Genomic DNA, 25,269 nt, shown 5'->3' on the forward strand with positions numbered 1-25,269 from the left:
AGCCTTAAAGATAGTAAACCCAAACTTTCACCTGCAAAAAGCCACAGAAGATTATTTGTTAAACTATTCTGGGGTTAATTTTGTCTTGTAAATAAAAAATCAGTGATGAGTTTCGAGCAGGCAATAGAATTTTACAAAGCAGGAAAGTTTCAGGAGGCATTAACCCTTTTTAATGACTTGATCAGCTCCAATCCCAATCAAGCCCAACTCCATTTACATAGGGGAAGAGTTCTTTCAAGATTGGGGAAGACTGAATTAGCAATTTCCGATTTTGATTTAATAGTCGAATTAGAACCCTATAATACCGATTTTATCAGTGATCGAGCGGTAGTACTCCATTTGCTAAAGCGAAATGAAGAAGCGCTATCAGAATTTGATCGTGCAGCGAATTTGGATCCTGGGAATCCCTATCGCTACAGCAGCAGAGCCTATTTCAAGGATCGGATTGGGGATTTGGAAGGTGCAATTGAAGATTATGATAAGGCCATTGAACTGGATCCTGAGGATGCCGTGGCTTATAATAACCGGGGTCTGGTTGAAGAGAAAGTTGGCTATCAAGCAAGAGCAAAGAAAAGCTTCAAAAAAGCAGATGATCTTGTAGGGTACAAAGCTCCTGAACCTAAGCCTACCACTCCAAAAGAAGAGGTCAAAATTGAAGCTACTCAAGAGGTTGAAAAGAAAATGACTTTTTCACATTTTGTCCAAATTCTAAAATCGGTTGCAAGCAATCCGAAAACTCAAAAGGAGTTTTCTACTTATCTGAAAAATCTTTTCTCGGGTAAGAAAAAGTGATCCTTTACCAAACGGTTGCTTTTCCTAATAAATTTAAGGGAAGTTATAAACCCGGATTATTAATTAAAATTCGGAAAGAAGAATTAAAATGTCTTAATCACCCAAAGTGGCTTATTGATAAAATAGGCCATTTTTTTTGAGAGGTTATTGGAAAAAATCTTATCGAAAAAACTCTTCTTCTTACTCAGCGTGATCAACATATCTCCCTTGGCCACATTCAAATAATTCTCCAATCCTAAAGCCAAATCATTCCGAAAGGATTTCAATACAAAATTGACTTTATCGTATTTGATAAATGGCTGCATCTCCTCAATAGTGACAAGGTGAAGGGATTTATCAATTGCCTTTTGAGTAGAACTGATATGTACCATATCAATTTCCGAATCAAAGAAACGGGCCATTTCAACAATTTTCTGAATAGCCAACTTATCCTCCTCCATGTAATCTGTAGCATAGACCATCTTTCTCGGAGGTTTAAAAAACACCCTTCTTGGCACCACAAGTACATCCCGGTCGGAAGACTCCACGATTCGACTGGCCCGTGAACCGATGATATTTTCACGAAGATCATTCATCCCCTCAGTCCCAATGACAATCAGATCAGCTTTGATTTCTTGGGAGAAGCTGACCGTTTCATTTACGATCTTCCCTTCTATAAAATGATAGCTACAGCTTTTTAATCCCTTTTCAAGACTCTCTGTCTGAACGGCTTTCTGGAGATTCTGAAGCTTCTCTTCTACAAATGTTCGTTGATTTGTACCTGAATAGTCCGAAGGAGAAAGCTTAGCATAGTCTGTTTTATTGAGCACATGAAACAATATTAAATCAGCATTATATTTTTCACCAAGCTTTGCAGCGTATTCGATCGCATTCAGCGAACACTCGGAAAAATCAGTCGGACAAAGAATAGTGAAAGCAGTTTTCATATGATTATAATTTCATTTTCAATTGTCATAAAGCCTGCCCCGTCCCGATAAATCGGGATTGATTCGGGGGAATCTCGCTGGTTTGTCCCGAAATCTTTCGGGACAAACCAGTGTGTATCGCTTGCGTCATGCTCGATTTCATATCATTTTAGTAACCTCTATTTCGATCTACGAGATTTAACAACTCCCTGTTTGATTTAATCCGCTCGATGTTTTCGATTAATTGAGGTGCAGCCGCCCGCGGATTGGTTACGCTTGCAATATGCGGAGTCATAGTTATCCGATCTTCTTCCCAAAACGGATGGTCCTTTGGCAATGGTTCTTCCCGGTACACATCCAACATAGCTCCGGAAAGGTATCCCTTTTCAAACGCTATAATCAGATCTTCGTCAACCAAATGCTTTCCTCTTGCCACATTAATGAGGTAAGTTCCAGGATTACATTTTTCAAAAAGATCCAAATTGAGAATATTTTCTGTCTCTTTGGTGAGGGGAAGCAAACAAACCAACACATTGATTTCCTTGAGAAATTGATCCAAATGATCTTTTGAAAAATAAGGGAATTGGAAATCCTCTTTTTCTGAAAACCCATATCCAAAAACAGGTATATCCATCATAGAGAGCTTTTCCAATACATCTGAACCCAGTGCTCCCACTCCCATCACTCCTACTTTCACCTCAATTTCAGGATTACTCATATCCCAAACTTTCCGCTTTTGGTCCGCCTGATATCGCGTAATCTGACGATGAAAATTCAAAACGGCCATGATCACATAATTAGTCATGGACCAAGTCAATTTTTCATCTACAATCCTTACAATAGGAATATCAGGAGAAATGGTTTTGTCTCGAAGGATATGATCCACACCAGCTCCCATGGAACTGATTAATTTGAGATTGGGAAAGCTGGAAAGCAAGCCCTCAGGATGCTGCCACAGAAAAGCAACTTCCACTTCTTCAGGATCTGAGATGTCGGGATAGACCTGAATCTTCAAATCTGGATTCAATTGATTAATTACTTTAATCCAAGCATTTGGATTCTTGCCAGGACTGATTATTGCTAAACTCATGATATTTTAAAAATATATTTAGAATCAAAGTTGAATGAAAAACCAGGATTTCACTTCTATCCTTCGATTAAAAAAGCCAATTACTACTGTAAAAATGCATTAAAATATCCCAAATTGCAGGCGATTTTGAAATAATCTTCATTATCTAAAAGTTATCAATTACTTCAAACAGCATATTTATCTATCAAATGAAACAAAAATCAGGATTTCTAATTTTGGCTTTTCTTATTTTTGGAACAGTCGCATTCGCGCAGCAAATCCAAATGCCACAAGCCTCTCCTTCAGCTAAAATCGCACAAAAAGTGGGGCTGACAGATGTCACTGTGGACTACAGCAGACCCAGTACAAAAGGAAGAAAAATCTTTGGGGAACTAGTTCCCTTTGGTCAAGTATGGAGAACAGGTGCCAATGGAGCAACGGTTCTGACCTTCTCCACAGATGTGATAATTGACGGAAAAAATGTACCAGCAGGTCAATATGCTTTGTATGCTATCCCAGATAAATCAGAATGGACCATCATACTATCCAAAAACACAAAACTTTGGGGAGCGATTGGTTACAATGCTGAAGAAGACTTGATGCGTTTCAAGGCTACTCCTGCGAAACTGAGCAGAAAGTATGAAACCATGGAAATCACTTTCGCAGATATGACCGATACGGGTGCAGATCTCTCGATCAAATGGGAAAACACACGGGTAAATTTCCGTATCGAAACAGATGTAGATCCGATCGTGATGGCTCAAATCAAAGAATTAGTCATTGAGGCAGAAACTGACAATCCGGGTTTACTTTACTCCGCTGCCAATTACTACTACACTAATCAGAAGGACATGCAACAAGCTTATCGTTGGATCAGTCAATCTGTAGAAAGTGACAGTAAGTATTGGACAATGCACTTGAAAGCTAAAATTGAAGCTACTCTTGGCATGAAGTCAGAAGCAATTGAATCTGCAAACCAATCTATGAAAATGGCTAAAGAAGCAGGGAATCCAGATTACGTTGGCTTGAATGAGCGATTGATCAAATCATTGAAGTAAACTTGTTTGATTAAACCTTGATTTATTTTTGAGCAAAAAAGGTCTGTGCATGCGCAGACCTTTTTTAGTTCACAATAAATGGAGTGATTCTAAATTGATTTCCACTTAAATCAAATGGTTATTTTTCTCTTTTTTTGGTTGGTTATTTAATATTCAACTTCTGAATAATCATTCCAATCAGCATCACAGCAATACATCCGATCGCATTATACCAAAGGAATCCTATATCCCAAACAAAGCCAAAAAGCCCAACGCCATTCCTAAAATGGATAAAAAGAATTAATAATTCAGAAAGTAAAGCTGCAATGAAAACTGCTCTTCCTTTGACCCATTTTATAAAAAATCCAACCATAAAAATCCCCAATATAGTGCCATAAAATAAGGACCCGAGAAGATTTACCGCTTGAATAAGGTTTTCAAAAAGTGAAGCATAGGTCGCAAAGAGAATTGCCCCGAGTCCCCAGAAAGCAGTGAATAATTTTGAGGAAATTAAATAATGATGATCACTCCCCTCTTTTTTAATGGATCGTTTATACAAATCCACAGTAGTAGTTGAGCCTAAGGCATTCAATTCGGAGGCAGTAGAAGACATCGCCGCTGAAAAAATCACAGCAAACAATAAACCGATGATTCCCTCCGGAAGGTTATCCATCACAAAACGCATAAAAACGTAATCTGTATCTCGGGTTTCTGCAACAGGGTCGTTTGCCACAATCAGTGATTTCACTTCGTCACGTATTTCATTTTGCTCGGACTTCAGGGTTTTGATTTGCTGCTGAAGCTGGGTTTCCCTTGGCTCATCTTTTTTATCTATGGCATCCAAAAGCTCCAAATAGGAACTTTTACTTGATTCAAAATTCGCTTCGTATTTCTTTTCTAAGTCTTCAAACTCACCTGCATATTCACTTTGGCGTAAATTATCTGTCTGTACTTTATTGAATACCACAGGAGGCAAAAAGAACTGGTAAAACACAAAGACCATCACACCGATGAATAGAATCACAAACTGCATTGGGATTTTCAAAAATCCATTCATAATCAACCCCATCCGACTTTGGGAGAGTGTTTGACCTGATAGGTAGCGTTGTACTTGGCTTTGATCCGTTCCAAAATAGGAAAGAAACAAAAACACCGCTGCGGTCATTCCAGACCAGACATTGTATCGATCGGCGAGGTCAAACTCAAAATTTACCATGTTGAGCTTATCCATTTTGCCGGCTACGTGAAGTGCTTCCTGAAAAGAGATCGGAAGCATTTGAATCACGATAATTCCAGCTAGGATCATCCCGCCCATCATCACTGCCATTTGTTGCTTTTGCGTAATGGAAACAGCCTCAGTACCGCCTGAAACTGTGTAAATAATCACAACAGCTCCGATCACAATATTCGTCAGCGTGAGATTCCATCCCAATAAGGTAGATAGAATAATCGCGGGTGCATAAATCGTAATCCCTGCTGCCAATCCTCTTTGGGTGATGAAAAGTAAAGCTGCCAGTGTTCGGGTTTTTAGATCAAATCGATTTTCGAGAAACTCGTACGCCGTGTAAACTTTGAGTTTATAATAAATTGGAATAAAGCTGACAGAAATAATAATCATTGCCAGTGGAAGTCCAAAATAGAACTGAATGAATCGCATTCCATCCTCATAGGCCTGACCCGGAGTACTAAGAAATGTAATAGCTGAAGCTTGGGTTGCCATGATAGACAAGCCGATCGTCCACCAGTTCATGGAGTTTTTGCCCCTGAGATAAGAGTCTAAGTCTTTCGGCCCGTAGGTTTTATAAACTCCATAAGCCGCAATAGTAATGAGTGTACCAAACAGTACAATCCAATCTAAATTGCTCATGAATAAGCTACTTTAAGCCAATAAAATAAAGCAATCAAAACCACCAAAGTCAGTAATAAACCTATATAGAAATACTTCCAACGAATTTGTTTTTCCTCCATGATTATTGTTCAATCAGATTGATGAATAATTTAATCGCTCCCGGAACTCCCGCCGGCAATTGCCTAAAAAATGAAATTCCAGTGTAAGTATAAGTTCCTTCTCCGTATTTGGTATAAATCAGCGCACCCTTGCTTGGATCTTCTTCAGGATCATTCATGGTAAATGGCGTTTGATATTTCTCATCCATTTGACCAACAAAGTATAGACCTCGCTCCTGTACCCAGCCCTCAAAATCCGACTCTTCAATTTTGTTGGGAGTAGTTAGAATCGGAGAATCCCAGTCAGATGTTATTGGAGCTTCCTGCACGGCCACTCTTGTTCGGCTGAGTACAAATGGATAAGGTCCAAGTTGATTAGTAAGCAAAGGCGAACTGGTATTATATTGAACCACTAGATTACCTCCTGATCTAACATACCCCATCAAGACTTGTTGATTAGAAGCTAGCGTCTCATTGGTATTGTAAGCACGAATACCGACCACAATAGCCTTGTATTGATTGAGCTTTTCTACAGAATAGTCCGCTTCTCCTATCTCCTCTACCTGATAACCCAGCGAAGTCAAAACTCCGGGAATATCGTCACCCGCGCCTGGAATATAACCCACTTTTGCTCCTGAAACTTTCCAGTCCTCCTGAATCAGTCGAATTGTGGCAGGTTGAAAATAAGTCAAATTTGGAATGTGTTTATAGAGAATTCGGTTGGTGATCTGATCAAAAGTTTTGCCTTGGCTTGTCACATATCGAGCGGTGATTTCTTTTAATCCATTTCCATTGGGAACAAACTCCACCTCATATACTCGCTCTTTCAAAAACGCATTATCCGTAATAGTCAAAATCTTATATTGATCTGCTGGCAGATTTATAAAATCCAAGCCTCCATCGATAAATTGGTTTTTGAAATGAACAGTCACTTTCAACTTAGGATCTGATCCAGGAATAAGAAAAACAGTTTCCTTTGATAGGGTTAAATCAACTTCTGGTACTATTGTAAAAGGTTGTTTTATTTCTCCATCTACCTGATCATTGTATTTAAACAAAAGGGGAATAACTGTTTTGAATTCCTGCCCATCAATCTTAAAACTCAAGTCTCCTCCAAATTTTAAATCATTGAAAGGCTTACCAATCATCGTTTGATCTCGTACATCGTAAATGGCGTCTTCATTAGGATTAACTAGCCAATATGGCTGCGACAAGGGAGTAGCTTCAGCTAATTGAAATTCAACTGGAATCTGGATTGGTTCATTATTCGAGGCTTCCTTGTTCGAAGCTGTGAAATAAGTATCATGAAGCTGTAGTGAAATATCCCTCAGCAAAACTGGAGAAGGATTATTTACGAGCAGCGTTGCTTTTATTTGTTCTCCCGAAAAGCCTAGCTCCTGCCTAGTTACAAACTCTATTTCCAATCCCAACACTTCATAAATCAACTCGTCGATTTTCTGTATTTTTTCAGCAATCCAGACAGCTTTGGAATTAAGTGCTGAAAGTTCAGATCGGATTTGCATCAGCGATTTCAGATTAATTACTGGGTTTATAAAATCGAATTTTTCAATTAAACTTTGAATCATTGCTTCAATTTCCTTCCCACCTTCCACTTCCGACCATCTATCTTTTACTCCATCAAAGGCAGAGTTTTGAAACGGCTCTCCCTTAATAAATTGAATATGATCCTGTGCTGCACCGATTCCGGCAGTAGCTCCAAAACCCTGTGACTTATGCATCGTTCGGCTATCCGCAGCGATTTGACTATAAGTTTCACCCAAAAGAGGATTGAATTCTCCAGTTTCAAAAACATCATAGACTTCATTTGGATCTTCCTTAAACTCTCCCCCAAAATTGTATGAATTCCAAAAGATCCGCTTTGGCTGCCATGCGGTTACATATTTCAATTGGTCCGGGAAAGCTGTAGGGTCTCCGGCCAAATCGAACGCTTCACCAGCTAAAATTGCAGAGGTAGTGTGATGTCCGTGTGTGACACCGGGTATCGTATTAAATCTGGTAATGATTATATCAGGCTGAAACTTTCGAATCACCCAAACCACATCACTCAAAACTTTTTCCTTATCCCAGTTTTGTAGTGTTTCATCAGGGTTTTTGGAATAACCAAAATCCTTTGCACGGGTAAAATATTGCCTGCCTCCATCGGTTTCCCTGGCTTTTAGCAATTCTTGAGTACGAATTTGACCCAAACCGATACCCAATTCTTTTCCAATGAGATTTTGTCCCCCATCTCCTCTGGTAAGGCTCAAATAGGCCACTTCGCTGTGAAGGCCATTTGCTAGGTAAGCTATTAATCTGGTGTTTTCGTCATCAGGATGTGCCGCAACATATAAAATCCTTTTCGTCTCCTGAAGTCTCAAAAGTCTATGATAAAGCTCCGAAGAAGGAATGGACTGACTGAACGAAAGGAAGTTTACAAAGAGTAAGCAAACGGTAAGAAAGCTTAGGAATTGAATATTTTTAGTCATAAAAGGGCCAAAATTGAAGAGCAAGCTAGTATTTGCATCCAGTAAAAAAAAATATAATTTGATTAATGGATTACTTACCTATTTGGGGTAGTGTATTTTACTTTTCCGAGAATAGTATAGCCTAGCGTAAATTCAAAAAAATCTGCCTTTGCTTTATGTGCTTTTATTTGGAGGCCAGCAGAAAACTGGTTCATGAACCGATATCGGAATCCTATTCGCTCATAAAAGCCAGAAACCTCTTGGTTAGCTTCATTCCGATAAAGGTAAACACCCACGCCCATTGGCATAAAAAGTTTATCAGTCAGTTTCCATTCTCCCGAGGCAACTACAGCAACTGAAGTTTTGTCCTTGAAGTTGAAATCACCTTCCGGAAAACGGTCGGCCATACCAGATGCGTAAAAAAAGTCTGCACCAAGTCCTATTCTGAATTTATAATTGAGTTCCCACAAGTAATTGAAACCTAAACCTCCTCTGAAATAGGCTGATTTTCCGATATCGTAATTTTTAAAACCCGTATAAAGTGCAAAATTCCAAAATCCTCTTTTTTCCAGATCAGGATAAAATGGTGTGTCCGATGGGATTTTTTGGATTTCTCCAAGATTAGTTCGGATACCAATAGCTAACGGAGCTAGATTGATACCGGCATTTGGCTTCTTTGTAGAGCCATTTGAATAATGCTTCAACCCGCCCGAGGCAAACAGTTGTACTCGATCACTCAAGCGATAATCCGCCTTAATTCCAAAATGGATAAATGCATTCAGATTAGACCCTATGTATTGATTTAGTGGATTGGAAATTGAATCGTATGGATTAAGATTATAGCCAATTCCGATTTGTGAAAAATATCCCATTTGAAATTTTCGCAGGTTTCCTTTATGGGAAAAAGGTATTTCAAAAAAGCCGTAAAAAGCCTGAGGACGGCCAATTTCAGGAAAATAATAAACCGAGGAAGTAAAACCCAATCCAAAAGTGGGATATCGGTGAAGATGATTTATGTGGTTGTTGGAGAGATTTCTCCATCCCAAACGGACATCAATTCCTCTGTATGCTACACTATTCTTAATCTCGTCAGCCCAATCTTTGCCATTACTTATCAATGGACCAGTTTCGAAAGAAACACTCAGAGATTTTTGAAATCTGACTTGTGCATTTGCATTTAGACTGAGGCATGCTACAAAAAGAGATATAATAAAACAAACTCTACAGCGATACATGGATTACTTTCTAAGTTCTTGTAAAAATAGAAAAAGCTAAGAAGAAGACTTAATAATTGAACATAAAGTGGGTATAAAATAAAGAAAGCCGCTTCGGAAGCGGCTTTCTTTATTTTTTTATAGTGAAGATTACTCTCCGTCTTCCATCCAATTTGGACCTTTTAACTCGATTAGCATCTTGTTGTATTTTTCAGCTTCTGCTGTATTTTTAAGACGAGTGTTAATCTGGAAAAGGATCGCCATGATTTCAGTATTATCAGGTCTAATTTCCAATGCCTTCTCAAAATACTTTACAGCTTCTTTATAATTCTCATCTGCTTTCTTTCCTACTATAGGAGATTGAACTTCCCATTCAGCATCTGAAAGATCATTAAGCGTATTAAGCATTTTAACTGATTCCTCTAGTAAAAGTGCTCCAGTGTAATAATTTCCTTCGAAATAATCCGGATCAACTTCAACCGCTTTTTTATAATCAGCCAAACCTCCCTCAATATCTCCAGACTGCTCTTTCAAGTAACCAGATCTCAATAAGATCGATGCGTTATTTGGATCATTCTTTAGTGCTTCTTGGATTTGGGCCATTGCCTCATCCATTTTATTCAACTGAAGCAATAATTGAATTTCATATTCTGCAAGAATTTTATCTTCAGGATAATCTTTTCTACCAGCCATTATAGTTTCATAAGCTGCTTCTGGATCTTTATCCTGTCCACTTTGGATTTGCACAAGAGAGTAATAAGCATTAAGCTTATTATATCCATCAATTTCTAGAAGATATTTGTAATGACGTTTCGCTTCCTCATACATCCCTAGATCGTTGGCCAAAAAGCCTGCATTATAATGAATTGTTGTATCTGTCAAATCAACTTCCCCAGCAAGATCAAAAAAGCTATAAGCCATTTCAAGATCATTCTCATTGTATCGATCGATCGCTTTATCAAAAGCGGTATTTTTCAAAGTTTCGATAGAGTATGGTCTCAAGTTATCAGGAACGCCAACCATGTCGGCTTCATATACTTCTTCACCTACTCCAGCTGTTTTATCTGATCCTGCCATTTCAAATGCTTCCAGATAAGTTCCTAAGGCAGCTTTACCTACTTCAAGAGTTTTCTCAGTATTCGTGGAATCAGAGCCAAACATCTTGGTTTGGATTTTTGCTTTCAAAAGGTAAGTTGCAGGATCTGAACTTGTCTCAGGATCAGCAGTTGCTGCTTCAATATCGCTCATAGCAGCAGCCAAGTCTCCTGATTTGAAGTTCTTCTCAGCAGATCGAACCACTTTTTTTTGTCCAAAAGCCAGAGTCGTTGCACCGATCAAGGCCATTGATAGAATTAGCTTCTTCATTTTTTAGATTTTTCTTTTTTTGGTTATTCGTTTGTTTCTATTGATTGATCATCTGAAGAGTCATTGCTTTCCTCGGTGTTTTGATCTGTGATCTCTTCATCGATAACTTCTTCCTCCTCTTCTTTGGATATTTTTGCTACAGATGATATCTCATCATTTTCTCCAATTTTAATAAGTCGAACTCCTTGAGTTGCTCTACCCATCACACGAAGGGTATCTACAGCCATTCTGATTGTGATTCCTGACTTATTGATAATCATCAAATCATCTGAATCAATCACTTCTTTAATTGCTACAAGTTTACCGGTTTTTTCGGTGACGCTCATTGCTTTTACGCCTTTCCCTCCTCTGTTGGTGATTCGATATTCATCGAGGTTGGACCGCTTTCCATATCCTTTTTCTGATACTACTAGTAGGGTTGCATTTTCCTCAGATGCACATACCATGCCAATCACATAGTCGTTATCATCATTTAACTTAATTGCTTTCACACCAGTTGCAGTTCTTCCCATCGGCCTTACAGCAGATTCATGGAAGTGGATTGCTCTACCTGATTTAGCCGCGATAACAATATGCTGATCCCCATTTGTCATACTCACGTTCACCAACTGATCATCTTCACGAATATTCAAGGCGATGATACCATTCGTTCGAGGTCTACTATATTGCTCAAGCGTAGTCTTTTTGATAATTCCCTGCTTAGTAACCATTACCAAGAAGTGATTATTCAAGTAGTCCACATCATTGAAATTTTCTACCTGAATAATTGCTCTGATTCGGTCCTCTTGCTCTATACTGATAAGATTTTGAATTGGCCTTCCCTTGGAAGTTTTTCCTCCCTCTGGAATCGCATAAGTTTTCAGCCAGAATAATTTCCCCTTATCTGTGAAAATTAAGAGGTAATTGTGTGTAGAGGCAGTAAATAAATACTCAGTAAAATCATCTTGCTTGGTACTTACTCCTTTTGAACCAACTCCTCCTCTACCTTGAGTTTTGTATTCAGTTAAAGCTGTACGCTTCACATATCCTTCGTTAGAAACGGTAATTACCACTTCTTCATTTGGAATCATATCCTCGTAGCTGAAATCTTCTGCATTGTGCTCAATTTCAGTTCTTCGATCATCTGCGTACCGATCTCTCATTTCGGCGAGTTCAGTCTTAATGATCTCCATTCGCTTGTCCTCGCTGGCCAGAATTTCTTTCAATTCGTCGATTAAAGCCATAATCTCTTTAAACTCCTGAAGGATTTTGTCTCGCTCCATTCCAGTCAATCGCTGCAATCTCATATCGAGAATCGCTCTAGCTTGGATTTCACTAAGTTCAAATCGCTCAATTAATCCGTTTCTGGCGGTTTCTGGATCAGCAGAACTTCTGATCAAAGAAATCACCTCATCCAAATGATCTAAAGCAATCAGGTAACCCTGTAATATATGAGCTCTTTTTTCAGCTTCCTTCAGTTCATATTCAGTTCTCCGGACAACTACCTCATGTCTATGGCTGACGTAGTGAACAATCAGATCCTTAAGGTTGAGTGTATAAGGTCTGCCTTTTACCAAGGCTACATTATTCACTGAGAAAGAAGTTTGAAGGGCAGTATGTTTATAGAGGTTATTCAGAACCACACTTGATATTGCATCACGCTTCAGCTCATAAACCACTCGCATTCCCGATCGATCTGATTCATCACGAATAGCGGAAATTCCTTCTATCTTTTTCTCATTGATCAACTGCGCAGTCTTTTCGACCATGTTGGCTTTGTTGACCATATATGGAATTTCAGTGATGACAATCATCTCCTTATTTCCACCATCTTTGGTTTCGATGTTTGCTTTTCCTCGAATGACAACTCTACCGCGACCAGTTTCGAAAGCAGCTTTTACACCATTATAACCATATATAATACCACCTGTTGGGAAATCTGGAGCAATGATATGTTCCATCAACTCAGGAATAGTAATATCTCTATTTTCGATATAAGCTATGATTCCATTAATTACCTCCCCAAGATTATGAGGAGCCATGTTGGTAGCCATACCTACTGCAATACCAGAAGCTCCATTCAAGAGCAAAGCAGGTACCTTAGCTGGTAAAACTACTGGCTCTTTTAACGAATCATCAAAATTAAATTGGAAATCAACAGTTTCTTTATTGATATCTATCAAAAGCTCCTCGGCAATTCGCTTGAGTCTGGCTTCTGTATAACGCATTGCTGCAGGATTATCTCCATCGACTGAGCCAAAGTTACCCTGCCCATCCACCAAAGGATATCTCAGTGACCAAGGCTGCGCCATTCGAACCATTGTGTCGTAAACGGCCGAGTCACCATGCGGGTGATACTTACCAAGTACTTCACCGACTATTCTGGCAGACTTTTTATGAGGTTTGTTATGTAATACACCCAATTCTTGCATTCCAAACAGGATTCTGCGGTGAACTGGTTTTAGTCCGTCTCGGACATCAGGAAGAGCTCTTGAAACAATAACTGACATCGAATAATCGATGTAAGCTCCTCGCATTTCGTCTTCAATATTTATTAGGATAATATTCTCGTTTTCTCCTTGAGCCATATAATGCTATTCACGGGGATGATTAAGGCTGCAAGATAGTAAAAACAGACTGGTTTTGAAAAGAGAATCAAATCACTAAAAACAGATTGAAGATCTTAATACCACTGGCCGATTTTTCGATTCTGAAGTCTAAAAATTGAACTTCCCCGAACCTCTATCCCATTATGGGAATGTTTCATCACTACCCCACAACCGGCAATCTTGCATCGCTTAGTGCCCGGCAAACGAATAGCAAATCCAACTTGCATAGCGTAGAGTGTCTGGTCAACGTTTTGAAATTCAGAGAAGTCGGATGCTGCATAGGTGAATTTCCTAAACTCTGCGCCTCCTTTTATAAACAGCTTAGTATACTCTGAAAAATCCCTTTCTATCCGCAAAGCCAAACCATAATAAGGCTCATCTGCTACAGCCAATCTTGGGCTGTATGGGGGTTGATTGGAAATATCTAAGGCTGGATCGTAGGATTTTTTTAAATTTAATTGACCAAATTCTCCTTCCAAAATAAATCTCCAAGGGTAAATTTGTTTTGCTCGTTGCTTCATTTCTGACTGCATATAAAAGTTCGAAGACGCATATCTTCTATACTTCCACTTTAAAAAACTCCTTCTTCGATTAGCATCATAAAGCACTAAACCAACAGTCCCATAAAGTTTACTTATTTGATATGAACTACCCTCAAAAGGAAATTCAAAATCCCCTCCAGTCATGTTTTGATAATTCCCCCACTCTTGTCCATAACCTCCTCCGATAGTCAATAGATTAAAAAGATTGATTCTTACCCCTGCATTGAAAACTGGAAACGTCCAATCTTCACCTTTCATTTTCAAAGGACTTTCCTCAGTAATTTCCAAAGGAGTATCAAAATTCTGAATTTGATTCAATGGATACAGTGACGGATTTTCTGAGTAAAAACTTGTTCCAAATTGATGATATCCTGCTCCGGTGGAAAGCTCAATCGCAAACATCTCCACTATATTTCGAGCTGCATTTCCTATTCCTGATTCGCTTTTTGGGTTTTTCGCTTTATTTGAGATGCCAAAAATATCTTCCTCTTGAGCCTGAGCTACCAAAATGATAAATGAAAAAAGAACACTGGTGAATATTTTTTTAGCAGTCATATTTTTCTAACGAAGCAGTAAAATGTTTTGGTGTGTAAATATAAAAAAAGCCTCCCGACTAGGAGGCTTTCATATAAAATTCAATTTGAGTTTACTTTCCATCTTCAGCTTTCTCAGCAGCTTCTTTAGCTTTCTGAGCATCAATCATTGCATCAAGCTTTGCTTTTAGTGCAGGATCTTCCTTGATGGCACCATTGACTTTATTGTAAGTACCAGCACCAAGAATGGTATCATCCATGATCAGCTCAGTTTTATATTCTTTTACACTTTCCTGAAGGGAATCCTGAAAATCCTGAACCGCTTGATATGCTGCTTTTTCAGCATCAGTAATATTTGCTTCAGCCATTTTTGCTTCATCTCCCCAAGCAGCTTTGATCTCATTATATCTAGCGCCTCCATCAATATTTTCATTATTAAGAATCATATTTCTTAATTCCTCTGTTTTTGCATCCACATAGTTAGATGTCATTACTTCAACGTTAGCAAACTTTGCAAGTTCTTCATCTGTAACAGCATCATCTTGTGCATAAGCTACCAATCCCATCATGGAAAAAAACATTCCGAAAAGCATCAATTTTTTCATATTCTTCTATTTATAGTTGATTATCAATTTGCAATAAAAAAACCAAACCCCGAAAAATCAAGGATTCTTCGGGGTTATTAAGTTAATTTATGATAAATGGCAACCGATATTAGTCTTTTGTCCGGATTGACTTCAAATCAGCAATTGTTTTAATTGGATCATCCGAATTAAAAACAAAGCTGCCGGCTACTAAAATATCTGCTCCTCGTTCGATCAATTTCGGAGCATTTTGAGCATTCACTCCTCCATCGATTTCGATTTGTGCCTTCGAGTTTTTTGAAAGTATCAATTCCTTAAGACGATCGATTTTAGAATAGGTGTTTTCTATAAATTTTTGTCCTCCAAATCCAGGGTTTACAGACATCACACAAACCACATCGATATCTGCAATCACTTCGCTAAGCAATTCAATTGGTGTGTGGGGATTGATTGCTACACCAGCCTTTGCACCAAGTAAATGGATCGCTTGAAGGGTTCGATGTAAATGTGGACAGGCCTCATAATGAACTGAAATCACTTCTGCTCCTGCTTTTCGAAATGCTTCCAAATACTTATCTGGCTCCACAATCATTAAGTGTACGTCCAATGGCTTTTGGGCATGTTTGTAAATTGCCTCAGTGACTGGAATCCCAAAAGAAATATTTGGAACAAACACCCCATCCATAATATCCACATGAATAAAGTCTGCTTTGGAGTTATTTAGCATTTTTACTTCAGACTGTAAATTGGCAAAATCTGCAGCTAAAATAGAAGGAGCAATCGATGGGTACATGGTTAATTATGGATTAAATAAAATTAGGTAAATAGATTAATGTCGATAAAGCTTGGCATGTTTGATTTGCTGACCATCCTGCATTTGAATCAAATAAATCCCTTGATTTATGCCTTCAAGTGTAATTTGATAAGGATCCTTTATACTGTATCGGTTTAAATTAGACTTTATCAATTGACGACCATTCATATCAAGCAGAGTGAATTCACTGGATGTACTTGTACCAAAGAAAATCTGAAGCTGATCACTTACCAATGGATTTGGATAGACTTTCCAGAGAGTTTCTTCTCGGTTTTCTTCGACTGAAAGGATTTCTCCATATAGGGCATCCCTAAAATTTGGAATTCCAAAACCAATTAAATTATCTGGGTTATCAGCTTGGGTTCCACTCTCCAATAATCTCTGTATCAATTTGTCTTTAGTCCATTTAGGTTCCGCCTGCCAAAGTCCGGCTGCTAATGCCGTAATTTGAGGGGCTGAAAACGAAGTTCCGTTTGCAAAACCTACGCTTCCGTTGAAACGGACTAATGCCACCCCATTCCCGAAGGTTGCCAAATCCGGCTTGATTCTCCCGTCTCCAGTCGGTCCTCGAGAGCTGAAAGCTGAAACTGAAAGATCTTTATTAACAGCGCCAATGGCTAATATTCCTCGGGCATCCGCGGGAGCAACAAGTGAAGACTCTCCTGATCCATAGTTTCCAGAACTGTTTATTACCAATATTCCTTTTGAAGCAGCGATTGTAGCACCCTTGGTTATCACAGTGGTCTCACCATCCAAATCTGCCACAGTATAATTCATGGCAGAATCATCAAAATCCCAATAACCTACAGAACTGGAAATTATATCCACCCCAAGACTATCAGCAAACTCGGCACCTCTGACCCAATTAAATTCCTCCACACGATATTCTGTTGCTACTTCTTCAGTCATCACCAGGATATAATTTGCATCAGGAGCACCGGCTAGAAGTACGTTCGGATCTTTGGAGGCAATAAGAGAAAGTACATTTGTCCCATGTTGGTTGTTCTGATATACATCAGTATTCCATGGTCTTACGAAATCTCTCTTTGCAAGAATCTGATTATTTGTCTCCAAATGTGACAATGCAGAAGAAGTATTAACGCCAGGAAAACCAGCATCAAAAACAGCTATTGTAATTCCTTCGCCGCTGTAGCCTTCTTCCAGCATTTGATTGATTCCCAAAAGTTCATTCTGGAAATCATAAGAATTTTCCTGTGCCGCAAGACTACGTTGATTTTCTCCAATAGGAGGATCAAACTTATGACGGATCGAGACAGAAGGATTTTTTTGAAGCCGTGCATTTGGACTTGGGATGAAACTTCTTCCGACTAGCTCTACTTTTTCCACAAAAGGCAGACTTGCCATTTCTATTGCTCCAGCTTCATCGGTGACCGCGATAGTGGCATTAAACCATTTGCTGGAGTATAATATATAATTAGAGAGCCCTAGTATCTTATCCTCGTATTTTTTAGCTACAGGTAAATCCAAACTATCTGCCTGAACCCCTTCTTTAGCTCTTCTGTTTAGTGCCTTTTGAGACAAAAACTCCTCAGGTCGTTCCAAGGAAAGACTTGTCTGCGGTTTAAATTTGTAAAATACAGCATACCTGTCCTGAGCAAATAAATTAAGCCCAAGACTACAAAAAAACAGTAAAAATAATGTTCGCTTAATCATTGCCATATTCAATCAGATTCATCTGAATTTTATATCCAGAATCAATTATTTCATCTCCAAGACAATCATTTCTGGAGCAATATGTTAAAACTTCAGAGAAGTATTCTGTCATGCCAATGCCTTTTGCATAGTACTCATAGCGTATATCTCTGAATGTAATTTTATCATCACTATCTTCCTGCAGAACCCTATATCCAATTTCAAAATCTATCCCATTAGCAGGTCCACTTTGCTCTGTATCTATCTCAAAGTCATCTCTAATTTCATTTCTGTAAATATTACCATTCCAAACTCTCCCAATTTTTGGGGGGAAAACAAAGGAAACCAGCGGTTGATTATCTACCGTTTTGATTAGAGTTAAATCCCTTAGAATAAGGGTATACTCTTTTTCTAACACCCACGTTTGTTTATCGCTGGATTTAAAGCGCTCCACTATAAATACCTGCTCCTTTGCTTCATTCAGATATAAAGTTCTAATGTGATCGCGGTAAAAGAAAAATTCCTGCTCAGAATCATTCTCCCCAAAATAAATTGTCTGATCTACTTCATAGATCCAAAAATTACCAACACCCAAGGGTTGGAAATCATATCCTATGTCAATAATGGATTCCTCTACTTCTCGCTCACAAGAAGAAAAAAAGATTAGAGCAACGAATGAAATAAAGCCCAAATGCTTTCTCATAAATCTATAATATGCCCAAAAATACTAGTTTTTGATTAATAAATCTTTTGACTGTTCATTGATATAGTGCTTTCACTTTTTTCTATTAAATCATCTTGGCTACCTTCGTATCTCCAAAAATTAAGAACCCATGGCTTTAAGTACTTTTGTAAAAATAAGCGGAATTACCAATCTCAGTGACGCAAGATATTGTGCAGGGATGTATGTAGACTTATTAGGTTTTTCCCTAGAAAAAGATGCCGATCGATATGTAAGCCCTACCCAATTCAAGGAAATAACAGGCTGGATTTCAGGAGTTGAATTTGTCGGGGAATTTGAAACCTATACTGAATCTCAGATTTTAGATACTCTCAAAGAATATCCGGAAATCAAATGGATAGAACATGATAGATTAGATCCTTTGCTTTCGTTTGAAGGAAGAGGCTTTAGATTAATCTACAAAATGAATTTGGAAGAGGTCTATCGAATGGAGCAGGATGTTGCGGAGAAGCTTTCTGAATCAGGAATTATTTTTCATGTCACCTCAAAGGATCAACATTTAAGTAAAGATGATCTAGAAGCTGTGAAAAAATTAAGCACTTATTGCAAAGTCATTTTAGGAGCAGACATTTCTGCTAAAAATGTCAGTACCCTTGTAAAAGAATTGAATCTAAAAGGAATTGCTCTGACTGGAGGGGATGAAATAAAACCAGGTTTGAAAGACTTCAACGAACTGGCCGATATCCTTGAGGCTTTAGAAGTAGAGGAATGAAAAATGGCTGTTGGAATACTCCAACAGCCATTTTTTTAACTATCCCATAGATCAGATAACTTATAGGGACTATTTGTGCCGGTAAAAAATGTACCATCTACAAATCGATGGCTCACTCCTATATCCCGTAGTTCCATCATATCATGATCATCAAGCTGAATTTTTGAAGCCTCAAAATTCTCCTTAATTCTTCCTTCATTGGTGGACTTTGGAATTACTGCTATTTCTCTGGCAATAGACCAAGCAATAAGAACTTGACCTTCGGTGACACCGTGTTTTGATGCAACTTCCTTCACGATAGGATTAGTCAAAAGTTTTGGATCTTCGACATGCTTTTCGTTTCGAGAATCAGGTGATCCCAATGGAGAATAAGCCGTCATCAATATTCCATGCTCCAAACAAAAATTAACCAAACCTTCTTGTGGTAAGAATGGATGCATCTCCACTTGGTTCATTTCCGGGTGCTGCCCTCCTATTCCCATAATTTCTTTCAACTTATTTTGATTGAAATTAGAAACTCCGATGTGCTTCGCTAATCCTTTGACTTTAAGGTCTTGCATTGCTTCCCAAGTTTGAGTCAAAGGCACATCTAAATAAGTAAAGAATTCCTCCCTTTTTTGGGCAAAGGAAACCCCTGACTTAAAAGCCAAAGGCCAATGGATCAAATAAAGATCCAGGTAATCTAATCTCAAATCTGAAAGTGTCTTTTGGATTGCTGGCAAAACGTCCTCGTGACGATGGGCATTGTTCCAAAGTTTGGAGGTGATAAAAAGATCCTTGCGCTTTACAAGCCCCGCTTCAATTGCATCAGCGATCCCCTGGCCAACTTCTTTTTCATTTTGATAGATTGCCGCGCAATCAATATGTCTATATCCGGCCTCAATCGCCCAAACTATTGCTTTTCTAACTTCTCCAGGATTACTTTTCCAAGTTCCCAATCCAAGGATTGGAATCTGATCTCCGTTTTTAAATGTTAAATGTTTCATTTTGGTAAAGTTTATTTAGGTAAAGCCTCAAAAGTTAAATATGTCCTAATCATTTCTTTTTCTTAAATAAGAATTGAAACGATTCATTACCCAAAGATGCAACCTAGCTTGCGTATTGACATAAATAAACCACGGTAATCTCGGAACAAATTCATGAATGGCTGAAATCATGTATCGGTTGTCCAAAACTCCTCTGAACTCGAGCCAACCATAGTCAAACCGTCGAACCAACCAGCCTCCTGTAATATAAAATAGCTGGCGATCCTCATCACTTCGATCAGGAATCATGGTGAGTTGGAGCATTGGTTTATTCCCGTTCAAAAGGTGAAAACCGATATCTCCGTTTTCATTCTTTTTACCATTGATCAGGAATTTAAAAAAACTGGGCAACCAAAGGTTGTATCTATTGGCAACCCAAATAGCTGAATTCCCATTTTGATTCCGCATTCGTTGAATACTTCTGACCGTATTTTTTACACCCTTTTTCTCATAGAATGTAGGCATTTTGGGACTTTCCTTGGAATTCAAAGCTTCATCAACCGATTCTTCATAACTCAGGTAGCTTATTTCTTTTTCTTTAAAAGCCAATTCCGGTGATACAGTCAGCGTATGTTTTAGACTTTCGACCAAGGGCGAAACCAGCTGTGGCGGACTATCTCCAAATAAACCCACCCAAAATTTTGATAGCCCCAATGAAAAAACCGGTACCGAAAAAACCAATCGTTTTTTCCCCATCACTTCTGCAGTTCTCTCCAGCATTTTTCGATAAGACATCACTTCTGGACTTCCGATTTCAATGGGTTTATTATAGACAGAAGGATTCCCGATACAGGTATCCATAATCTCCAAAGTATCCTTGAGGGAAATAGGCTGTGTAAGGGATTCAGTCCATTTGGGACACATCAACACTGGAAGTCTCCTCACCAGATTTTTGATCATATCAAAGGAGGAACCTCCCGGTCCTACAATAATTGATGCTCGAAGTGCAGTTAGTTTTGCGCTTCGAGAACCCAGAGTCATTTCCACTTCCAACCTACTCTTCAAATGTCTTGAGAGTTTTTCTTCTGGCTCTTTTGGCAAAAGCCCTCCCAAATAAATTATTTGTTTGACTCCATTGATGTCAGCTGCTCGGCTAAAATTATCTGCCAAAAGCAAATCCGTATCCTCAAAACTCCCCTGATTTAATCGAGTTGAAGCATTCATGGAATGCACCAAATATATTGCTACATCCACGCCTCGTAATGCTTCGATCGTACTCGAAATAGAGTACAACTCTACCTGTCTCCATTCTACTTGAGGGTTGGGATTGGACTTTAACTTCTTTCTGCTAAGTGCAACAATATTATACTTATCCTTAAATCGATGAATAAACCAGCGGCCGATATATCCCCCCGCTCCTGCTATTGCAATCGTGAGTTTTTTTGGAGCTATTGTAGTTGATTGATTCATAAAAAGGGTTTCCTATTCAACCCATTTGAATAGGGTAAGTTCAATAAAGCTAATTATTTCTCCATAGCTTTCTCCAGCGCTTGTGTAGTTGTAAAATATTTGACGATCATGTTAGGCACTTCCCAATCGGGCATTTTACCTGCCTTCATGTATTCCAAAAAACGCTCTGTTACTTGAGCAAAATGAGCCTCGTGACCTACATGATAGCTTTCTGGAATATTTATCAAATATTCCCCACTACTTTGTTCAGTAATTGTAAGTCCTGGGAATTTACTTTGAAGTGTTTGCTGAATAGCTTTTTCCAAGCTTTCGAATTGGGCTTCATGTAGTTTGACATAAAGACTCGGTTTGTAATTTTCCTCTTTCCCCTGACGGATAATCAAATCTGCTTTTGTACCACGCATCATGCTGTAGTGAGTATCTCCTGTCCCTTCAGGAGCCTGATAGTTCCAAATAACACTGATTTTCGCATGCTTCCCTTTCAAAGTGTAATTCATTTCACCATTTGAAAAAACCTGCAACTTGTCATTTTTCAAATCTTTTTGAAGAAAGTCCGGAAACTCGCTTTTACCGGTTACTTCTTTGAATTGATTCAAATCCAATTCTGTAGCCCATCTTTTAGCTGAAAGCATTTGAACCTGAGTGGTATCAAGAATTTCTTCTGGAAATACTTCCCATTGAATCAGATCAACCAAATGAGTGGTCACATCGACGATTCCATCTCCCTCTTGCTCCACATCAAAAAACCAGTCTGGGCGAATCAAAGCTTGACCGGAAACATATTTAAAAAAATGATGCACAGACTCTTTGGTGATTGCAGGATTTTCTAAAGTCCCATCCTCCAGCGTACCAAATACTTCTGGGATCAGAGATAACTCTCGCTGCAAAATCGTACTAATCTCGTAGCGCTCGGTCATGATATCGTAAAGCATCAGATTTTTTTGCTTTGCTGATGCAAAAGCATTTATAAGTTTCTTGAACCCTTGCGAATTAATAACCAAGGGCTTATCAGCATAGACGTTAATCCCATTTTCTATGGCTGCCGTGATGTAATCAATCTTCAAATCATTCTTTCCTGCAACCATCATCACATTTCCGGGCTTTGATTTGATCATCTTATCCAGATAATCCGGTCCAATTTCAAGATTGATATTCCATGCGGTAGGATTTTCGTTCCGTTCATTGTAGCCCGCAATACGATTGAGGTAATCCTTCAATTCAGGACCCTCGGGTGCGAATACATAAATGGTAGAATCGATTTCCGGATACATGGTCTTATGAATCAACCCGGCATGAAAATGCCCCGGATCCAAAGCCATGATTTTTATCTTGGATTCTGAAGGTGGCGTTGAGTTTTCCAAATTTTTCGTTTCACATCCAATGATTGAACTCATCAATAGAATTCCCAGGATTGGTTTAAATATTTTCATTTTCAGTTTAGACTTTTATATTATTTGTGCCGTACGGCGCACGCTGCGGGCGACTCAAATGTGAATTTGCTTCCGAATCATTAACAAATGTTTCTGATTTGGCGTCCCATTCCAGCTTTCTTCCAAGTTTCATCGCGATGTGACTCACTAAGCAAACTGAGCAAGAACGATGACCAATCTCAGCCGGAGAAAGCAATTCATTCTGGCCCTGAATTGCACCCAACCAATTGCCATGATGCTCATTACTTCTTAACAATTGAATCTCATCTGGCCCAATGACTGAATCCAAAATCTTAGGGTCAGATGCATCAAGTGCTTTGCTACTCGCTTCTTTGGAAACTGGATCTGATGCAGAAGCAGTATAACTTCCCCGAGAAACCCATATCCAGCCCTCAGTCCCCTCATATCGAATTCCATTTGGATAGCCTCCACTGGTAAACATGTTTATTCCATTTTCATATTCTGCTTTCACCATAAAGTCACCATGAACATTCCAAAGTCCTGATCTAGGGAATTCTGCAACTGCCTCGATGAATCGTGGACCGGTTAATTCGGTATCCATTCCCCAAGCTGCTGAGTCAAAATGATGCTGTCCCCAACCGGTAATCATTCCTGCACCGTATTGCTCTAATCTCAACCATCCCGGCCGATCATAGCCAACTTGCGGATGAACTCCAATCTCTGTGTAAGGAACCTCTGGGGTTGAGCCTAACCACATATCGTAATTCAAATTTTTGGGAATTGGCATCGCTGGCGCATCTGGACCTGATGGATCACCAGGAAGTCCAATTCGTACCGTATGCAGCTTTCCAATTCTCCCATTTCTCACCAATTCGGCAGCTTTTCTAAACTGCTCACTGGAGCGTTGCTGTGTGCCCAACTGGAGTACAATTCCGGTTTTATTCACCATTTCCACAAGCTGCCTTCCCTCTTTAATAGTCAGCGAAGTAGGTTTCTGGACATACACATGCTTCCCTGCCAAGGCAGCTTCCATAGCTGGTTGAGAGTGCCAATGATCCGGCGTACTAATCACTACCGCATCAATATCTTTATCAGCAAGCATATCATGGTAATCTGCATATTGCTTCACGTCCAAATAAGGGGAACCCATCTTTTTGGTGTAATAACTCTCTACATGTTTTTTACCATCTGCCATTCGGTTAGAATCCAGATCAGAAACAGCTACTATTCGAGCCACATCATGCTGCCAGACTCCCGGCATATCATGATCTCTGGCGATACGTCCACAGCCGATTTGTCCAATATTAATCTTGTTGCTAGGTGCGTTTTTTCCAAAAACGGATGAGGGAACGATCGTTGGAAATCCAATGGCAGCACTAGCTAAGGCTGTATTTTTGATAAAGTTTCTTCGTTTCATGATTTTTGGGTTATTGTTATTTTACAAATGCCTTCCAATAGGCCTCAGCCTCTTGAGGACTGAGTTCTCCATCAAAGACAATCATTCGATATTTCAAGGTGTAATTTTGATCTTTTTGTAAGGCCCAGGACTCATGGCGAATGGGGCAAAACTCAATGAATACATTTCCTTGACCATCATATTGGCCCACAGGCCAAACTCGCAAAGGCTCAGGGTGAGCTTTATTCGTGTTATGACTTAGAAAAAGAATTCCACTTTTTCCGGACTTATCTTTTGTTTCGCCCTGCACGATTATCCACTTGGCAGCCGTGCCGTCTGCAGTTTTTCGATCATTCCCTTCGGAAGTAAGAATAGTACTATTTCCATCTCCCCAGACTTCGGTCGCCCGAAATCCAATTCCTCCACCATAACGGTAATCATCCAAAAGAATCCCTCCTTCCAATGAAGTGCTTATGGTGCTTGTATAATCTACACTATATCGACCTTGATCAGCAGGCTTTACTTTGATTCGTAAGTCTTCTTTGATTGCCAATCGCTCACTTTCTGGAGCTGTAAGGTCCAGATGATTTTGTCTTACATTCAATTCCGCCGCTCCACCAGCTTCTTTCATCGAAAGAATTTCTCCAAAATCCACTCTACCTTTTCCGTCGCCCAAATTCCAAAAATCTACTTCTCGCCCACCAATGGTAGCACGGGTCCAAGGTCCCCAAATGCCATAATGATGGTAATGATCTTTGGGCTGGATCCTACTCAATACTTGACCGGAGGGAGAAGTGATAGGATGTATAAACCCAGACTTTTCATAGTCTTTTTTCACGCCATCAGGAACTTTAGCTATTGCTGTCTGATAGGTTAAAATCACTCGATCCCCAAGCTTAAAATCTACCCCATTTTCATTTTGAGTCAAACTGACAGATTGCGCGAACGATTCCGTAGAAAGTAAAAGCAAAATGCCAATGAGACAACTATATGTTTTGCGAATCATAGAAATTTCAGGTTATTGGGTGTTGAATTTTAAAGTTATTGAAATTCTAAAAAGATTACTGACCATTCAACAATCAAAC

20 protein-coding genes are annotated in these 25,269 nt (G+C 39.1%); 3 read left to right on the plus strand and 17 right to left on the minus strand.

Going from position 1 to position 25,269, the window contains the following annotated elements; genetic code table 11:
• The first annotated feature begins 105 nt into the window (after positions 1-105).
• Entirely contained in the window at positions 106-792 is a 687-nt protein-coding gene (locus BVC88_RS12450; protein WP_075351032.1) for a tetratricopeptide repeat protein, read from the plus strand.
• An 83-nt stretch (positions 793-875) separates the two neighbouring features.
• Here the strand turns inward: BVC88_RS12450 and BVC88_RS12455 are convergent, their stop codons facing one another.
• Both BVC88_RS12455 and BVC88_RS12460 read right to left on the minus strand, forming a co-directional pair.
• The gene (locus BVC88_RS12455; protein ID WP_075351033.1) at positions 876-1,718 is read right to left on the minus strand and encodes a universal stress protein; all 843 of its coding nucleotides are present in this window, start codon (positions 1,716-1,718) and stop codon (positions 876-878) included.
• A 148-nt stretch (positions 1,719-1,866) separates the two neighbouring features.
• Positions 1,867-2,787, minus strand: a complete 921-nt coding sequence (locus BVC88_RS12460) for a 2-hydroxyacid dehydrogenase (protein WP_075351034.1) — start codon at positions 2,785-2,787, stop codon at positions 1,867-1,869.
• A 188-nt stretch (positions 2,788-2,975) separates the two neighbouring features.
• Between BVC88_RS12460 and BVC88_RS12465 the strand changes: the two genes are divergently transcribed.
• A complete protein-coding gene (locus tag BVC88_RS12465) occupies positions 2,976-3,824 on the plus strand; it encodes a DUF2911 domain-containing protein (protein ID WP_075351035.1) in 849 nt (282 codons plus the stop codon).
• A gap of 142 nt (positions 3,825-3,966) precedes the next feature.
• Here the strand turns inward: BVC88_RS12465 and BVC88_RS12470 are convergent, their stop codons facing one another.
• The 10 genes from BVC88_RS12470 to BVC88_RS12515 all read right to left on the minus strand — a co-directional run bounded on the left by BVC88_RS12470 (position 3,967) and on the right by BVC88_RS12515 (position 18,211).
• Positions 3,967-5,670: a sodium:solute symporter gene (locus BVC88_RS12470; RefSeq protein WP_075351036.1), complete on the minus strand. Its 1,704-nt coding sequence runs from the start codon at positions 5,668-5,670 to the stop codon at positions 3,967-3,969.
• A gap of 103 nt (positions 5,671-5,773) precedes the next feature.
• Positions 5,774-8,236: a PIG-L family deacetylase gene (locus BVC88_RS12475; protein WP_075351037.1), complete on the minus strand. Its 2,463-nt coding sequence runs from the start codon at positions 8,234-8,236 to the stop codon at positions 5,774-5,776.
• 74 nt (positions 8,237-8,310) lie between these two features.
• Positions 8,311-9,450 carry an acyloxyacyl hydrolase gene (locus BVC88_RS12480; RefSeq protein WP_075351038.1) on the minus strand — a complete coding sequence of 380 codons (1,140 nt, stop codon included), beginning with the start codon at positions 9,448-9,450 and terminating at the stop codon, positions 8,311-8,313.
• A 129-nt stretch (positions 9,451-9,579) separates the two neighbouring features.
• Positions 9,580-10,794, minus strand: coding sequence for a tetratricopeptide repeat protein (locus BVC88_RS12485; RefSeq protein WP_075351039.1), 1,215 nt, complete (start codon positions 10,792-10,794; stop codon positions 9,580-9,582).
• A gap of 23 nt (positions 10,795-10,817) precedes the next feature.
• Positions 10,818-13,361: a DNA gyrase subunit A gene (gene gyrA, locus BVC88_RS12490; RefSeq protein ID WP_075351040.1), complete on the minus strand. Its 2,544-nt coding sequence runs from the start codon at positions 13,359-13,361 to the stop codon at positions 10,818-10,820.
• Positions 13,362-13,456: 95 nt separating this feature from the next.
• Positions 13,457-14,479 (minus strand): hypothetical protein, encoded by a 1,023-nt coding sequence (locus BVC88_RS12495; protein WP_075351041.1) that lies wholly within the window; start codon positions 14,477-14,479, stop codon positions 13,457-13,459.
• 91 nt (positions 14,480-14,570) lie between these two features.
• Positions 14,571-15,062 (minus strand): hypothetical protein, encoded by a 492-nt coding sequence (locus BVC88_RS12500; RefSeq protein ID WP_075351042.1) that lies wholly within the window; start codon positions 15,060-15,062, stop codon positions 14,571-14,573.
• A 109-nt stretch (positions 15,063-15,171) separates the two neighbouring features.
• Positions 15,172-15,834, minus strand: coding sequence for a ribulose-phosphate 3-epimerase (rpe, locus tag BVC88_RS12505; protein WP_075351043.1), 663 nt, complete (start codon positions 15,832-15,834; stop codon positions 15,172-15,174).
• A gap of 36 nt (positions 15,835-15,870) precedes the next feature.
• On the minus strand, positions 15,871-17,535 hold the full coding sequence (locus BVC88_RS12510) for a S8 family serine peptidase (protein ID WP_075351044.1): 1,665 nt from the start codon (positions 17,533-17,535) through the stop codon (positions 15,871-15,873).
• On the minus strand, positions 17,522-18,211 hold the full coding sequence (locus BVC88_RS12515; RefSeq protein WP_075351045.1) for a hypothetical protein: 690 nt from the start codon (positions 18,209-18,211) through the stop codon (positions 17,522-17,524). Before BVC88_RS12515 ends, BVC88_RS12510 begins: the two co-directional genes overlap by 14 nt.
• 130 nt (positions 18,212-18,341) lie before the next feature.
• Here BVC88_RS12515 and trpF point away from each other — a divergent pair, with 130 nt between their 5' ends.
• A complete protein-coding gene (gene trpF / locus BVC88_RS12520; RefSeq protein ID WP_075351046.1) occupies positions 18,342-18,962 on the plus strand; it encodes a phosphoribosylanthranilate isomerase in 621 nt (206 codons plus the stop codon).
• 35 nt (positions 18,963-18,997) lie between these two features.
• Here the strand turns inward: trpF and BVC88_RS12525 are convergent, their stop codons facing one another.
• The 5 genes from BVC88_RS12525 to BVC88_RS12545 are packed head-to-tail and all read right to left on the minus strand — an operon-like array spanning position 18,998 to position 25,190.
• Positions 18,998-19,948, minus strand: coding sequence for an aldo/keto reductase (locus BVC88_RS12525; protein WP_075351047.1), 951 nt, complete (start codon positions 19,946-19,948; stop codon positions 18,998-19,000).
• 45 nt (positions 19,949-19,993) lie between these two features.
• Positions 19,994-21,397 (minus strand): NAD(P)H-binding protein, encoded by a 1,404-nt coding sequence (locus BVC88_RS12530; protein ID WP_075351048.1) that lies wholly within the window; start codon positions 21,395-21,397, stop codon positions 19,994-19,996.
• A gap of 53 nt (positions 21,398-21,450) precedes the next feature.
• The gene (locus tag BVC88_RS12535; RefSeq protein WP_075351049.1) at positions 21,451-22,827 is read right to left on the minus strand and encodes a putative oxidoreductase C-terminal domain-containing protein; all 1,377 of its coding nucleotides are present in this window, start codon (positions 22,825-22,827) and stop codon (positions 21,451-21,453) included.
• Between the two features lie 7 nt (positions 22,828-22,834).
• A complete protein-coding gene (locus tag BVC88_RS12540; protein WP_075351050.1) occupies positions 22,835-24,205 on the minus strand; it encodes a Gfo/Idh/MocA family protein in 1,371 nt (456 codons plus the stop codon).
• Between the two features lie 16 nt (positions 24,206-24,221).
• A complete protein-coding gene (locus BVC88_RS12545; protein WP_075351051.1) occupies positions 24,222-25,190 on the minus strand; it encodes a DUF6807 domain-containing protein in 969 nt (322 codons plus the stop codon).
• Positions 25,191-25,269 lie beyond the last annotated feature (79 nt).

It is taken from the genome of Algoriphagus marinus (assembly GCF_001936475.1).
Classification (GTDB): domain Bacteria; phylum Bacteroidota; class Bacteroidia; order Cytophagales; family Cyclobacteriaceae; genus Algoriphagus; species Algoriphagus marinus.